Source organism: Ruegeria sp. CH11, from assembly GCF_056537105.1.
This window is the reverse complement of record NZ_JBQFQX010000002.1, coordinates 246,961-261,779: the sequence shown is the minus strand read 5'-3', so window position 1 is coordinate 261,779 and position 14,819 is coordinate 246,961. Positions and strand designations below refer to the sequence as shown.

The 14,819-nt window shown below is 60.0% G+C and carries 15 protein-coding genes and 2 tRNA genes; 3 read left to right on the top strand and 14 right to left on the bottom strand.

Translation table 11 applies throughout. From position 1 onward, the window contains the following. The 7 genes from ACR0LX_RS05205 to ACR0LX_RS05175 form a co-directional block, all read right to left on the bottom strand. Positions 1–981, bottom strand: coding sequence for a zinc-dependent alcohol dehydrogenase (locus ACR0LX_RS05205; protein WP_480782798.1), 981 nt, complete (start codon positions 979–981; stop codon positions 1–3). Then, the gene (locus ACR0LX_RS05200; RefSeq protein ID WP_480782797.1) at positions 978–1,739 is read right to left on the bottom strand and encodes an SDR family NAD(P)-dependent oxidoreductase; all 762 of its coding nucleotides are present in this window, start codon (positions 1,737–1,739) and stop codon (positions 978–980) included. The genes ACR0LX_RS05205 and ACR0LX_RS05200 overlap by 4 nt, the downstream gene beginning before the upstream one ends. Beyond that, complete coding sequence (gene hisD / locus ACR0LX_RS05195) at positions 1,732–3,039, bottom strand: histidinol dehydrogenase (protein WP_480782796.1); 1,308 nt, start codon at positions 3,037–3,039, stop codon at positions 1,732–1,734. Before hisD ends, ACR0LX_RS05200 begins: the two co-directional genes overlap by 8 nt. Before the next feature lie 12 nt (positions 3,040–3,051). Next, complete coding sequence (locus ACR0LX_RS05190) at positions 3,052–4,380, bottom strand: TRAP transporter large permease (protein WP_480782795.1); 1,329 nt, start codon at positions 4,378–4,380, stop codon at positions 3,052–3,054. An 11-nt stretch (positions 4,381–4,391) separates the two neighbouring features. Further along, positions 4,392–4,904, bottom strand: coding sequence for a TRAP transporter small permease (locus ACR0LX_RS05185; RefSeq protein ID WP_480570962.1), 513 nt, complete (start codon positions 4,902–4,904; stop codon positions 4,392–4,394). Between the two features lie 112 nt (positions 4,905–5,016). Beyond that, a complete protein-coding gene (locus ACR0LX_RS05180; protein WP_480782794.1) occupies positions 5,017–6,162 on the bottom strand; it encodes a TRAP transporter substrate-binding protein in 1,146 nt (381 codons plus the stop codon). Positions 6,163–6,184: 22 nt separating this feature from the next. Further along, entirely contained in the window at positions 6,185–6,370 is a 186-nt protein-coding gene (locus tag ACR0LX_RS05175; RefSeq protein ID WP_480570957.1) for a hypothetical protein, read from the bottom strand. Between the two features lie 135 nt (positions 6,371–6,505). Between ACR0LX_RS05175 and ACR0LX_RS05170 the strand changes: the two genes are divergently transcribed. Next, complete coding sequence (locus ACR0LX_RS05170; protein ID WP_480782793.1) at positions 6,506–7,525, top strand: LacI family DNA-binding transcriptional regulator; 1,020 nt, start codon at positions 6,506–6,508, stop codon at positions 7,523–7,525. A gap of 181 nt (positions 7,526–7,706) precedes the next feature. On the opposite strand, the gene ACR0LX_RS05165 is transcribed toward ACR0LX_RS05170, so the two are convergent. The 6 genes from ACR0LX_RS05165 to ACR0LX_RS05140 form a co-directional block, all read right to left on the bottom strand. Beyond that, positions 7,707–7,781, bottom strand: a tRNA-Glu gene (locus ACR0LX_RS05165). A gap of 22 nt (positions 7,782–7,803) precedes the next feature. Next, positions 7,804–7,878, bottom strand: a tRNA-Glu gene (locus tag ACR0LX_RS05160). A gap of 109 nt (positions 7,879–7,987) precedes the next feature. After that, positions 7,988–9,730 (bottom strand): single-stranded-DNA-specific exonuclease RecJ, encoded by a 1,743-nt coding sequence (gene recJ / locus ACR0LX_RS05155; RefSeq protein WP_480782792.1) that lies wholly within the window; start codon positions 9,728–9,730, stop codon positions 7,988–7,990. A 93-nt stretch (positions 9,731–9,823) separates the two neighbouring features. After that, positions 9,824–10,807: a class II fructose-bisphosphatase gene (gene glpX / locus ACR0LX_RS05150; protein WP_480570949.1), complete on the bottom strand. Its 984-nt coding sequence runs from the start codon at positions 10,805–10,807 to the stop codon at positions 9,824–9,826. A gap of 70 nt (positions 10,808–10,877) precedes the next feature. After that, complete coding sequence (locus tag ACR0LX_RS05145; RefSeq protein ID WP_480782791.1) at positions 10,878–12,164, bottom strand: homoserine dehydrogenase; 1,287 nt, start codon at positions 12,162–12,164, stop codon at positions 10,878–10,880. A gap of 138 nt (positions 12,165–12,302) precedes the next feature. Then, positions 12,303–12,551, bottom strand: coding sequence for a hypothetical protein (locus ACR0LX_RS05140; RefSeq protein WP_480570943.1), 249 nt, complete (start codon positions 12,549–12,551; stop codon positions 12,303–12,305). Between the two features lie 99 nt (positions 12,552–12,650). Between ACR0LX_RS05140 and ACR0LX_RS05135 the strand changes: the two genes are divergently transcribed. Next, positions 12,651–13,238, top strand: a complete 588-nt coding sequence (locus ACR0LX_RS05135; RefSeq protein ID WP_480782790.1) for a TetR/AcrR family transcriptional regulator — start codon at positions 12,651–12,653, stop codon at positions 13,236–13,238. 23 nt (positions 13,239–13,261) lie between these two features. Here ACR0LX_RS05135 and ACR0LX_RS05130 read toward each other — a convergent pair whose 3' ends face one another. Further along, the gene (locus tag ACR0LX_RS05130) at positions 13,262–14,173 is read right to left on the bottom strand and encodes a pirin family protein (RefSeq protein ID WP_480782789.1); all 912 of its coding nucleotides are present in this window, start codon (positions 14,171–14,173) and stop codon (positions 13,262–13,264) included. Positions 14,174–14,333: 160 nt separating this feature from the next. Here ACR0LX_RS05130 and ACR0LX_RS05125 point away from each other — a divergent pair, with 160 nt between their 5' ends. Beyond that, positions 14,334–14,813, top strand: a complete 480-nt coding sequence (locus ACR0LX_RS05125) for a hypothetical protein (RefSeq protein ID WP_480782788.1) — start codon at positions 14,334–14,336, stop codon at positions 14,811–14,813. The last annotated feature ends 6 nt before the right edge of the window (positions 14,814–14,819 follow it).

Below are 14,819 nucleotides of genomic sequence, written 5' to 3'. Positions count from 1 at the left end.
CTATCCCCATGGGTTCAGGATAATCTTTGGTGCGGCAACCGCGCCAGAGCGGATGTCACGAAAGGCTTGCGCACCATCGGACAAGGCCCGTTCCTCGACCCAATCCAGCGCGCCCAGTCGCCCGTCAAAGATCGCCTGGGCGGTTTGCCTGAAATCCTCGGCCGTATAGGTGTAGGTCCCGATGAACGTGATCTCCTGCAAGGTCATGCGGCGTATGTCCAGCCCGCCGGTATCTTCGCCCAGCCCCACATGCGCGATGACGCCACCCGGTTCCGCACAGGCCGAGGCTGCCGTACGCGTGGCGGAAAACCCGACAGCATCGATCACAATCGGGTAGGTTCCGTCGGGTTGGTCCTGCGCATTCAGATTGACTAGGTTGCGCAAATATTCGCGGCGCAAGGCGTTGGGTTCCGTGATCGTCACGTCCTCAACACCCATGGCATGCAAGGCCAGCGCCGCGGCCAGACCGATGGCCCCACCGCCGATCACCAGTGCGCGCTTGTCCGTTGCCGGGTGCAGTGCTTCGAGCGCGAGCCGGACGGCGTGCCAGCATACGGCCAGAGGTTCCGCCAGCGCCGCTTTTGCCAACGAAACGTGATCGGGAACTTCGACAAGATTTCTCTCGGGCATCGCGACAAACTGCGCAAATGCGCCTTCGCGTGGTGGCATCGAAATGATCTGCCGCTTGCCGCAGAGGTTTTCACGACCCGACTTGCAGGCAGCGCATACGCCACACGATACCAGCGGGTTGACAGTGACTCGCGTCCCCTCCTTAGGGCCGTCGACGATGACGCCTGCTGCCTCGTGGCCAAGGATCAACGGGGCAGGGCGGCGCGCGTCGTGGCCCAGATAGGCGTGCATGTCCGACCCGCATATCCCGACGGCATCAACGCGGATGAGATGCTCACCCAGATTTGGGGTGGCGTCCGGAACGTCTTCGAACTCAAGCCGTTCAACCCCGTGATAGACAAGCGCCTTCATTTTGCCGTGAACCCCCCGTCGACCATCAGTACCTGCCCGGTAACGTAGTCGGATGCCGTCGAGCAGAGAAACAGGATCGGGCCGTCGATATCCTCGAGCCGCCCATTGCGCTGTATACAGGTTTGGGCGGCGTTGCGGGCCGCGCGTTCCGGGTCGTCGAAAACCGCCTGGGTCAGTTCGGTCGGAAAAAATCCCGGACCAATGGCGTTAGCGGTGATGCCAAAAGGCGTCCACGCTTCGGCCATGGCGCGCGTCAACTGACCGATGCCGCCCTTGGTTGCACCGTAAGCAATCCCACCGGGAAACGCCCTTGTGGTCTGAAGTGAGGCGAAGTTGACGATCCGCCCCCAGCCTTTCTCTTTCATCGCGGGAACCATCGCCTTGCTCAGAAAGAATGGCGCGCTGAGGTTCAGGGCCAGTGTCGCATCCCAGCCCTGATCGGTGACGTCATCTGCAGGCTCGCGGGTATTGACCCCGGCCGCGTGCACAAGAATATCCGGCGCGCCGAACCTGTCCGAGACCGCCTGAACCAGATCCGGCATCCTGTCGCGATCCGCTACGTCGGCGGCGACGCCTGTGGCGGAGTCGCCGATCTCGGCGCACATCGCGTTCAGCGCATCCGCGCGGCGTGCAACACCAACCACTTTGGCCCCGGCGGACGCCAAGACTTTGGCGACCTGCCGACCCAGCCCGGAACTGGCACCCGTAATACACGCCACCTTGCCCGTCAGATCAAAGAGCGCGCGCGGGTCATCCATCAGCGGTCAGATCAAACTGTTCGTTCGGGAAATACTTGGCAAGACGCACGTCTGCCGCACGGGCGTGACCCTCCATTCCCTCAAGGCGGGAAATACGGGCGGTCGCTTCGGCAATGGATTTTGACCCTTCGCGCGTGGCGCGCTGCCAGGTGACGATCTTCATATATTTGTGCACACTCAGACCGCCAGTATAGCTGGCCGCGCCCGATGTGGGCAGCACATGGTTGGTTCCGGTGGCTTTGTCTCCATAAGATACAGTGGTTTCCTCCCCCAGAAACAGCGAGCCATAGCAGGTCAGGCGGTTCAGCCACCAATCCAGATCCTCGGCCTGAACGGTGAGGTGCTCGGGCGCATAGTCGTCTGAACAGGCGGCCATTTCCTCGCGATCCGAGCAGACAATGACCTCGGCATAGTCGCGCCACGCGGCAAAGGCGTTCTCGCGGTTCAGGTCGGGCAGGTCTTCGATCAGCGCGGGAACCAGTTCCATGACCTTCTCAGCAAGTGCGCGGTCGTCGGTCACCAGCCAGACAGGCGAGTTGTACCCATGTTCGGCTTGGCTCACCAAATCAGTCGCCACCACATGCGCGTCCGAGGTCGCGTCCGCAAGGATCAGGCTGTCGGTTGGTCCGGCGATCATGTCGATGCCAACTTTGCCGTAGAGGATCCGCTTCGCCTCGGCCACGAACTGGTTGCCAGGGCCGACAAGAATGTTTGCGCGCGGCAGACCGAACAGGCCATAGGTCATCGCAGCAACGCCCTGCACACCCCCCATCGCCAGAATGCTGTCCGCGCCGCAGATGTGCGCTGCATAGACAATCGCCGGCGCAACACCTTCGCCGGGGCGGGGTGGGGAACAGGCCGTGATGTGGCGGCAACCAGCGACTTTGGCTGTGGTGACCGTCATGATCGCACTTGCAATGTGGCTATAGCGCCCGCCGGGTACATAACATCCCGCCGCATCCACCGGGATCGCCTTTTGACCGGCGACAAAGCCGGGTACGATCTCCATTTGCACATCCGAGACGGTCGCCTTTTGCGTTTCGGCAAAGCGGCGCACGTTGTCATGGGCAAAGCGGATATCAGCCTTCAGCTTCTCTGGCACCAGGGCGCAGGCCGCTTCGATCTCTTCCGCGGTCATCAGGACGTTGCCTTCGAACTTGTCGAACTTGGCCGCGTATTCCAGCGCCTTGGCGTCGCCGCCGGTTTCGATGTCGGCAAGGATAGTCTTGACCGTATCATGCACCTCAGTTGCATGAGATTGCGCGGTCAAAGTTGCCTTTTTCAGATAGTCACGAGGCATTTTCAGCAGATCCTATTGGTAGATTGCAGGAAGCAGAGTGGTCGAAACCGCCGGAACATAGGCGATCAGAAGAACCACGATCAACATGGTCAATACGAAAGGTACGGCACGGGCGGCTATCTTCAGAATTGACTCGCCGGTAATGCCAGATACGACAAACAGGTTCAGACCCAGCGGCGGGGTGATAAAGCCGACACCCAATGCGGTGATCATCATGATGCAGAACTGGATCTCGTTCATGCCGATATTGTCCGCCAGCGGCTTTAGGATCGGTGCAAGGATCACGATGTTCGGCGTTGTCTCCATGACGCAGCCCGCAGCGACCAGAATTCCGATCATCAGCAGGATCAGAAGATAGGGATCGTCGGTCAGTGCGGTGACGGATGTAACGAAACCCTGTGGGACGCCCATGATGGCCAACGCTTCGGCCAAGGGGGCTGAAAACGCGATGATCGGCAAGATCACACCGTTCACCTTGGCCGAACTGACCAGCATCGACGGGAAGTCGGCCAGCGACAGCGTGCGCATGATGAAACCCATGATGATGGTCACAACAACAGCGGTCGCACCTGCCTCAGTCGGGGTCAGGCGGCCCGAAAAGATGCCGTAGAAGATGATGCCGGGCACGATGAAAGCGTACCAGCCGGATTTCAGCGCCTTTCCCAGATTGGAAAACCATTCGCCCATGGTCATCATGCCGCCGCCCTCATAGGAATAGATGCGGTTCATGATGATGTTGGTGATCAGGATAGACACCAGAATGGCCAGACCCGGGATCAGTGCTGCAAGGAACAGGGTCGAGGCCGAAATACCCAGCACAAGACCGATGATGATATAGGCGATCGAAGGTGGGATCAGGATGCCGGTACAGGCACCGGCGGCCACCAGCGCGCAAGCATAGGGGCGGGGATAGCCGCTTTCGACCAGTCGGTTGATGGTCATGCGTCCCACGGCTGCCGCGCCTGCGGCGTCCGAGCCCGAGATCGCCGCGAACATGCCGCAGACCAGAACAGTGGCGGATCCGAATCCGCCCTTTGCGAAACAGGTCAGCGCCTCGGCCACGTCGAGGAATTTCCGCGACAGTCCGGTGCGGACCAAGACGTCGCCCGTCAGAATAAACAGGGGAACGGCGGTCAGGGCAAACGCGTCGATGCCGGTGAACAGGCTTTCGCCCACAAGGCTCAGGGGCAGATCGCCGGACATGACCAGCATGACAATCGCCGCCGTGCCAATCGCTGCCCAGACGGGAACCGCAAGCGCGATCAGGCCGACAAACAGGATAACTGGCAGGTAAAAATCCCAGCCAAGCTCGACCGTTTGATTGAGGGAATTCCAGAGCATCTCAGATCTCCTCAGTCAAACAGCTTGTCGCCTTCGAAAACGGGCGTGCCGTCACGAAGCGATTTGAGGTCGCGCATCAGGGATTGGATCAGTCGCCAGATCATCAGCGCAAATCCGGTGGGAACCGCCATCAGGAACCAGACTTTGGAAACCCGCAGGCCATCGGTAACCGACCCGAACTTGGCGGAAACGTGTACCGCCTCGTAGGACCAGTACAGCGCGATGATCGCAACCGCGAACATCACCAGATCGCCGAAGATATACAGCAATGCCTTCGGGCGCTGTCCGATGTAGTGCATGATCACGTCGATGCGGATATGAGCACGCTCTTTCACAGCAGCCGCAGCCCCGATCCAGGCAAGATAAATAAAGGAATAGCGAACGATCTCTTCGCCCCAAATCGAGGAGTAAGCAAAGATCTCTCGCCGCAGAACCTCGATGGCCATGGTGATGACCAGCATCACGTAGAACACCAGCAGCAGCCAGCGTTCGGCGTTGCGGTCTATGTTTTTTAGAATGGGCATCGCTTCCCTCGGCGAAAAAGCAGCCAGTCCCGAACCTTCTTGGGCGGGTCTCTGGGACTAGACTGTCAGTGGATGTAGAAGGCACCCGGATCGGGTGCCCACCATGGTGGCCTTACGCGTCGTGGACGTAGTATTTGCCTTGAGTACCAGCTGCTTCGACCAGTTTCTCAAAGTTGTCCATCGATCCGGCAAGCTCGGTCTTGAACGGATCCCATTCGGAACGCTGATAGCCGCCGACATCCTGCCATTCGGCCAATTGATCCGCGGTGAGGGACTGGAACTGCACGCCAGCCTTGTTCAATTCGGCCATGGCGTAAGCCCGTGCCGAGGGAACCTTGGACAGGTTCTGGTGGCTGGTCATCTCGGCGCCCCACATGATGCCTTCCTGAACGTCGGCGGGCATCGAGTTGAACCACTCGAGGTTGCAGGAATAGACCTGACTGTCCGGCACCGCTTGTGTGAAGGTCACGTTGCTGAGGATGTCCTTGAACCCAAACACGTAAAGCGCGCCAACCGACGGATCCAGCGCATCTGCCACGCCCTGCTTGATGGCCGAGGGGGTCTCACCCCAGGCAACAGGCGTCGGGTTCGCGCCAACCATACGGTAGTATTGCTGAAGCATTTTCGAGCCCGGAACGCGGAACTTCACACCGCTCATATCGCCGGGTGTCACGATCGGATTGCCGCCCTGACGCACAGCAACGACACGGGGGTCGATCACCACGTAGAACAGCGCCTTGAACCCGGCGGCCTCGACCTTGGGGTGGACTTCGTTCTGCCAGGTGTCGGAGTGTACCAGATTGGTGAATCGCTGGTTCGAACCGCACAGATACGGCATGTTGATCAGGTCAACGGTCGAAGCAAACGGCGCAAAGTTCGACAGCGAATGCTGCGCGGCCTGAATGGTCCCGCCCTGAACCTTCTGCACCAGCGCACCGCCTGCACCCAACTGGCCGCCCGGGGCCAGTTTGACATAGACCTTGCCGTTGGTCGCGTTCTGGATGTTTTCCTTCAGATCAAGCTGCATGATCGGATAGCTGCGCGACGCGCCCAGTACGTATGCTGTCGCGACGGTCATGATATGGTCGGCGGCCTTTTCGCGCTCACTCTCTTCTTTGGCGGTCTGCGCTGCGGCCTCGGACGACCACAGGACACCGCTGGCACCGGCGACCAGCGCCGCAGTAAAGGCGCCACTGGCGCTGAGCTTCAGAAAGTTGCGCCGTTCCGCAGACGCCAGTTCGTTTTTGTCGTTGTTCATAGATTGCCCTCCCAAGCAAAATTCAGCCGCCGTTTTTCGCGTCGCGATCGGCTTCCTTTTTCAGAATTGCGACAACGAACAGGATCGACGCCGCGAACAGGACCAGCATTTCTCCGACGTCGCCAAGAAATGCGCTGTTTGCAAATGCCCCCAGCGCCACGTTCGCAAAGTAGATGACAAACACGATGGTGGATGCGGCAAGGAACATTTCCGGGACTCCCTGTAGAATCAGCCCTGTCTCCTTTGTAAGCGCTTACATCGATAATGCAAGCGCTTACATTGATGCTTTCGTCGCGCCCCAGAAGCGGTTAGTATTCAGAAAAAGCAAATATCGGGATCGAGAATGTCAAATCTCCGGTCGGCTCCGACCCTGGACGATGTCGCCAAGAGGGCAGGTGTTTCGACAGCCACCGTATCGCGGTGCCTGAACGATCCGCAGCGCGTGGTTCAGGCGACGCGTGACCGGGTGATGGCTGCTGTGGACGCGTTGGGATATACCCCGAATTTCGCGGCACGGGTAATGGCTGCAAAGCGGTCGTTCACCATCGGGGCGATCATACCGACAATGGAAAACGCCATCTTCGCCCGTGGATTGCAGGCCTTTCAGGAAGAGATCCATAAGCGCGGGTACACTCTGCTGGTGTCCAGCTCTGCCTACAAGCCAGAGGTCGAGGAAGAGCAGATCCGCACTCTGGTCGCCCGAGGGGCCGACGGTCTGCTGTTGATCGGCCATGACCGGGATCCGAGCATTTGCGACTATCTGGCGCGACAGAAAGTACCTGCGTTGGTCGCCTGGTCGTTTGATGCCGGGGAACAAATTCCTTCGATCGGGTTCGACAACCGGCGCGCAATGATGGCGCTGGCCGACCAGGTGATCGGCCTGGGCCACACACGCCTTGCAACGATATCGGGACTTAGTCAGGGAAACGACCGAGCCCGGCTGCGGACGCAGGGCATCCGGGACGCCATGGCGCAGAACGGTCTGCGACCTGAATCGCTGCCGGTCATCGAAACGACCTATGAGATCGAAAACGGAGCCGATGCGTTTCGCCAGTTGATGTCAAGCGACCAGCCGCCGACGGCTGTTTTATGCGGCAACGACGTTCTGGCGGTTGGCGCGATGCACCAGGCGCGTCAAATGGGCCTTTGCGTGCCCGATGACATATCCATCACCGGGTTTGACGATATCGAACTGGCAAGGATCGTGCAGCCCGGCCTGACAACGATCCATGTTCCGCACCGGGATATGGGGCGCGCCGCTGCGGTTGAGTTGATCAGCATGATCGAAACATCGTCGCCGGGGCAGTCATTGCGACTGGAAACCGGCATCGTTATGCGCGACTCTTTGGGGCGGGTGAACTGAGGTGCATGTGCAACTTTCGAGGCTTTTCAAGCCGCTCGAACTAAAGCGTTGATTCCAACCCACGCACGAATGTAAGTGCTTTCAGTGCCATAGAGGGCGTCTCCGCCTGCATCGCGCTGGATGAAAGTTTGTCGATCCTGCGACAACGACCGAAAGAGCAATTCATGTTGGACGAAAGAAATGGTAGCCCGTAGGGGAATCGAACCCCTCTTTCCAGGTTGAAAACCTGGCGTCCTAACCGATAGACGAACGGGCCATCCAGACCAAACAAGCACAAGTGGTAGCCCGTAGGGGAATCGAACCCCTCTTTCCAGGTTGAAAACCTGGCGTCCTAACCGATAGACGAACGGGCCACGCTGGCTTGTGGAGGGCCTTTTACGGTTTACCTTGCACCCCCGCAAGCCGAAAAACGCAAGGCTGTGAAACTTTTTTGACGTCCCCGATTTACGGACAAATCGGCCGTCAATTGGCCTCCGCAGCGTCTTCAAGCCTCAGCTGTACAGTCTGACGACCGCCCCAGGAATTGACCTCAAGCCGACCTGCGAAATGAAACCGCGCACCGCCGTGGTTCGACAGGCGTTCCCCCATCGGTCCGTCAAAGGCGCCAAAGGCAATGGCATCCAGACCGCCGCTCATTCCATCAGACAGAGACAATTTCAAATGCGACTCTCCCACACGTTTGGCAAAGCGCACCTGCAAATCCGGCAGCGCGTATCGTGGGGCAGGGGCACCGGCACCGAATGGGCCGGCCTGTTCGATCTGTTCCACCAACTCGACCGTTGCCGCACCGGGCATCAGGGCACCGTCCAGCTTCAGGTCGGCGGGACCGCCTTGCCCGGCGCCTTGTTTGGCCAGCAGGGCGCTCAGCCGCTCCATCGCCGGTTCCAATTGGTCGCGCATAACGGTCAGACCCGCAGCCATCTTGTGACCGCCACCTTTGACCAGCAGCCCTTCGGTGGCCAGACGTTGAATGGATGCGCCCAGATCGACGCCAGAGACCGACCGACCTGACCCTTTGCCTTCGTCGCCGTCGAAACCGATGACGATGGCGGGGCGGTTTGCGGCCTCTTTCAGGCGCGACGCGACGATACCGACAACGCCCGGATGCCAGCCCTCACCCGCTGCCCAGACCAATGGCGCATCCAGACCGCGTTCTTCGGCTTGCGCCATGGCTGCGGCGCGGACGGCGTTCTCAATCTCGCGCCGTTCGGTATTGAGACTATCCAGTTTTTGCGAGATGGCCTCTGCTTCGGAAACCGAGTCAGTGCTCAGCAGTCGTGCACCCAGATCGGCCTGGCCAATACGCCCGCCCGCGTTCACGCGCGGTCCAAGCAGAAACCCAAGATGATAGCTGTTGGGCGCTGTGTCCATACGGGCGACGTCCGACAGGGCTACAAGCCCCGGTCTTTGACGCTGGGCCATGACCTTCAGCCCCTGCCGCACAAGGGCGCGATTGGCATTGATCAGCGGCGCAACATCGGCCACCGTGGCCAGCGCGACCAGATCCAACAGGGCAATCAGGTCCGGGCCTTTGGTGCCGTCCTCTCGCAACTGCCTGCCGGCCTCGACCAGCATCAGGAAAACGACCGCCGCCGCGCAGAGATACCCAAGGTCGCCGCTTTCGTCCTGGCGATTTGGGTTCACGACCGCAACGCAATCCGGCAGGGTCTCGCCGCCAAGGTGGTGATCCAGCACGATAACGTCGGCTTCCTTGGCCGCGGCAATCGGCTCGTGACTCAGGGTGCCGCAATCGACACAGATGATCAGGTCATGTAACGCAGCCAGTTCGGCCATTGCGGGAGCATTGGGTCCATACCCTTCGTCGATCCGATCCGGCACATATAACGTCGCCTGCAATCCCATCTGGCGCAACCACACCAACAGCAATGCTGCCGAGCTTCCGCCATCTACGTCATAGTCCGCAAAGACGGCGATCCTTTGCCGGTCGCGCACTGCTTTCAGAAATCGCCGCGCGGCGACCTCCATATCTTTCATCGCGCGTGGATCGGGCAAAAGCTCTTTCAACTTGGGATCAAGAAACCCGCGCGCCTCCATCGGCGGAACGCCGCGCCGCGCCAGCACCTGACACACGGCGCGGGGCAGGTCGGTCTGCTGGGCCAACATTTCTGTTGCGCGTTCCGTTTCAGCGGCGGGCCCAAGCCAGCGCCGGCCTGTCAAAGATTGCTCAACCCCTAGAAAACTCATCCCACGCCCTTTGCGAAACAAGGCCGCGCCCTCACGGACCCGGCCTCTTCATCTTTTCAAAAATACTCCCGCCGGAGGCAGCGGCGCAAGCCGCTAGGCGTTGTCATGCGACCACATCGGTGTTCGATAGGACATGCGCCGGACCGAGCCGGTCTTGGACCGCATCAACAGCGTGGTGGTCTCGACCCAGCCCGGCTCGCGCTTGATGCGCGGTAGCAGCGATCCACCTGTGACGCCGGTCGCGGCAAAGATCACGTCTGCCGTAACCATCTCGTCCCGGCTATAGACGCGATCCAGATCGGTAATACCTGCCTTTCCAGCGCGGCCGCGTTCGTCATCGTTGCGGAACAGCAGTCGACCAAAGATCTGACCGCCCATGCATTTCAGCGCGGCGGCGGCCAGAACGCCCTCGGGCGCGCCACCCTGACCCATATACATGTCGATGCCGGTAACTTCACTTTCTGCACAATGCATGACGCCAGCAACGTCGCCGTCGGTGATCAGGCGGATCGACGCGCCAGTTTCCCGCACTTCGGCAATCATCGCCTCGTGGCGAGGGCGTTCGAGGATGCACACTGTGATGTCGGCGGGCTCGCAATCCTTTGCCTTGGCCAGAGCCTCGACCCGTTCGCGCGGAGACATATCCAGGTTGACCACACCCTCGGCGAAGCCCGGGCCGATAGCCAGTTTGTCCATATAGACATCCGGGGCGTGCAGCATTGAACCCCGAGGGCCCATCGCGATCACGGTCAAGGCGTTGGGCATGTCCTTGGCGGTCAGGGTTGTGCCTTCAAGCGGGTCCAGTGCGATGTCGACGCCCGGGCCGTTACCTGTGCCGACCTCTTCGCCGATATACAGCATCGGCGCTTCGTCGCGCTCACCCTCACCAATGACGACCACACCGGCAATGTCCAGCAGGTTCAGCTGTTCGCGCATGGCGTTGACGGCGGCCTGATCGGCTGCTTTTTCATCGCCACGGCCAACCAGCGAGGCCGAGGCGAGCGCGGCCTGTTCGGCCACCCGAGCAAGGCCCAGCGACAGTAGGCGATCATTGAAGTCGGTCTTGGCAGCGTTCATCTTCGGTTATCCTTTGGTCAGCATGGGCGTTGATCCGGAATAGCCCGCGATTGCCGCAGGCCGCAAGGGGTCAGACCTGTTCGATTCTCAGCGCGACGGCCTCTGCGGCGACGACATCTGTACCGCGCAGCCCATCCAGCGCCTGATCCAGCATCGAGCGCGTGGTCTTATGTGTCACAATCAGAACGGGGGCCGTGCTTTCGGCATGCGCGTATTGGCGCATCCTGTCGATAGACACACCTGCGTCGCCCAGAATAGCGGCGACCTTAGCCAGAGCGCCGGGTTTGTCATGCAAAGCCAGACGTAAATAGTATGGCGCGGGCAATCCGGTTTGGGCAGGCTGCGCCGCTTCCAGTGTGCCGACTGGTCGGCCGAATGTTGGAATGTGAAGTCCGCGCGCCAGATCGCAGATATCACCCATGACGGCACTTGCCGTGGGCCCTTCGCCCGCACCGGGACCGCGTAGCACCACCTGTTCGACGGCGTCGCCTTCAATCACCACCATGTTGGTGCCACCCTCAAGCTGACCCAGTGGCGAGTCGCTGGGTACCAGACAGGGTTGCATCCGTTGTTCAAGACCACGTGCGGTGCGTTGCGCCACGCCGAGCAGCTTGATGCGATAGCCCATATCAGAAGCTTGCTGGATGTCATCCAGGCTGATGCGCTGTATCCCTTCGATCTGAATGCCGTCGAAATTGGGTTTGGTGCCGAAGGCAATTGAGGACAGCAGCGCCAGTTTATGCGCCGCATCGATGCCGCCTACATCCAGGTTCGGGTCAGCCTCGAGATACCCCAATTGGGCGCATTCTTCGAACAGCGCATTGTAGCCCAGTCCCTGAGATTGCATACGGGTCAGGATGTAGTTGCAGGTGCCGTTCATCACGCCCATGACCCGGGTGATCTCGTTGCCCGCCAGCCCCTCGGTCAGCGATTTGATGACGGGGATGCCGCCTGCCACGGCGGCCTCGAACCGGATGACACGCCCGGCTGATTCCGCCTGTTCTGCCAGTTCCTGACCGTGGATCGCCAATAGCGCTTTGTTCGCGGTGACAACGTCTTTACCGCTGGCCAGCGCCGCTTCGACTGACGCCTTTGCCGGCCCGTCTTCGCCGCCCATCAGCTCGACAAACACATCGATATCGTCGCGTTTCGCCAGCGCTACGGGATCAGTCTCGAACGCATAGCCGGAAAGGCTGACACCGCGATCCTTTTGCGCGTCGCGCGCCGATACGGCAACGATCTCGATGGGACGCCCGGTGCGAGCCGCCAGCAGATCCGCGTGGCGGCGAACGATCTTGACGACCCCAATGCCAACGGTGCCCAAACCCGCAATTCCAAGCCTCAGCGCCTGTGTCATTCTTTTGGGGTCCTTTCCGCTTGCATTTGCAGTTCGGGCGATACGCCCTTTGCGGGTTGCCTTAGCGGGTTCGGCGGAAGGGTGCAATCCGTCTTGGCGGGTCTGAACGCGATGCCACAGGCCAGTGCGCTGAACGACTTAGTCGATATCGACCGCTTGCAGCGCTTGCGCTTTTTCGGCCAATGCTTCACTGCGCGCCGTCAATTCTTCCTCGACTTCTTCCGCCTCGCTGACGGGGTCGACGGCCTGGCCGAGGGTGTCCGAGATCGGGATCAGCTTGGGATAGGCTGCTTTGCGCAGGGCAGGCCCCTCGCTGCCTTCAAGCTCGGGAATATCGGCGCAGGCGGCGCAGACGAGCAGCACGAGTATCAGCGGCAATGGCTTCATTGCGGACCTTTGGGTTGCGGCGTTGACTTGTGATGCACCTTTTGCCGGTCCGGTTCAAGCGGGGTTCTATCTGAACGATTGTTCAGATACGGTGGAACTATGGCGCGTACTCAAGGTTCACATTCCGATATCACCGGCCCCCGGATCCGCAAGGCGGCGTTAAGCCTTTTTGCCCAAAACGGTTATGCTGCTGTTTCCATGCGGCAAATCGCGTCCGAAGTCGGGGTGCAGGCCGGTGCGCTGTACAATTACACGCCCGACAAACAAAGCCTTCTGTTCCGTCTGATGCACGAACATATGACCGAACTGCTAGCCGCTTTCGATGACTTATCCGCGCACCAAGATCCGACGGATGCGCTCAGACAGTTCGTTGGTTTTCACATCCGTTTTCACCTGCAACGCCCGGACGAAGTGTTCATCGCCTATATGGAGCTGCGCAACCTGACGCCCGAGAACTTTGCCCGGATCGAAGCGCTGCGACGACAATACGAAAACGGGTTGGAAGGCATTCTGAAGAACGGTCTGAGGTCAGGGGCCTTTTCGGTAGCGGATACCAAAATTGCCACTCTGGCGGTAATTGCCATGTTGAACGGTGTCATGACCTGGTACCGGACCGAGGGGCGCCTGTCTTTGGACGAGGTCGAAGGCATCTATTGGGACATGGTCCACCGGTCGGTCACGGGTTGAGCCCTTTAGTCCGATATAACGCATCAATGTGCAGGTCGAATAAACGTGCCATTTCGCAGGTCACGGAAAGCCTGTTCCAGCTCGGTGCGAGTGTTCATCACAATCGGCCCGTGCCAGGCCACCGGTTCGTCAATCGGCGCACCGGAGATCAGCAGAAACCGCACACCTTCTGGCCCCGCCTGCACGGTGATCTCGTCACCCGTGCCAAAGCGCACTAAAGTGCGATTGCCCGACATGTCGCGGATGTTGACCTCTTGCCCTGCAACCTCCTTCTCCAGCAAAACTCCGATAGGTTGTGACGCGTCCGCAAAGGCCGCCTGTCCGTCAAAGACATAGGCAAAGGCGCGACGGTAGGTGTCGATCTTGAAGGTTTTTCTGACGCCCGCCGGAATTTGGATGTCCAGGTATTGCGGGTCGGCCGCGATGCCGTCGACAGGACCTGTCTTGCCCCAGAACTCGCCCACGATGACGCGTACCTTTGTTCCGTCGTCATCGGTGATCTCGGGGATATCGGCGCTTTTGACATCCTGATATCGCGGCGCTGTCATCTTTTGATCTGCTGGAAGATTGCCCCACAGCTGAAAGCCGTGCATTTGGCCGACGGCGTTTCCCTGCGGCATTTCCTGGTGCAGAATGCCGGACCCGGCAGTCATCCACTGCACGTCTCCCGCACCTAATGAACCGCTGTTGCCAAGCGAGTCGCTGTGATCGACCGTGCCGGCCAGCACATAGGTGATGGTTTCGATCCCGCGATGCGGATGCCAGGGAAAACCGGCCAGATAATCCTGCGGATTGTCATTGCGAAAATCATCGAACAGCAGAAACGGGTCCAGTTCAGACGGATCCTGAAACCCGAACGCACGGTGCAGTTTTACACCGGCACCTTCGCGCGTCAAAGCAGCCTTGCGGGTTTCCAGGGTTGGTCTCAGAGACATGGCATCCTCCTGTTCGTGTGACACGCAACTTAGGGCCTGCGGCAAAGCGATCAATTGGCGCAGACACACTGTCGCTGTGCAAGAATGATCAGAAGGGTAGGGGGCACTGTCCTTCTGTTTGCAATACGGGTAAGCCGGAGCTGACGATCAGGAGCATTTTATGCAGGACGATGTTTTGGCTACAATCCAAGCTTCCCCATCCCGCCGCTGGGCCGGGGTCGGGACGCTGTGCATAGTCGGCGCATTGGTAAGCTATGCAGCGCTTGCCACGCCGCCGCAACTGGGGTGGCAGGTGTTCATGTTGGCCGGTGGGGCAACGGCATTCTGGCTGGCGCATCGCATGTGGATTGCCACGCAGGATGGGATCGAGTTGACGCGGTCGCACCTGCGCAGCCGGTCCGGGCGCATCATCTGCGAGATTGCGGATATCGAAACCGTTGACAGCGGTGCCTTTGCCTTCAAGCCGTCCAACGGGTTCGTGGTTCTGGCCAGGACGCCGGGTCAAAACCGGTGGGAGCCTGGCATGTGGTGGCGTATCGGCCGACGGATCGGAATTGGTGGCATGACGGCTGCTGCCGAAGCCAAGGTCATGTCGGATATGCTGAAAATGCTGTTGATGGAACGGCCCGAGGCGCGTTAGCGCCAC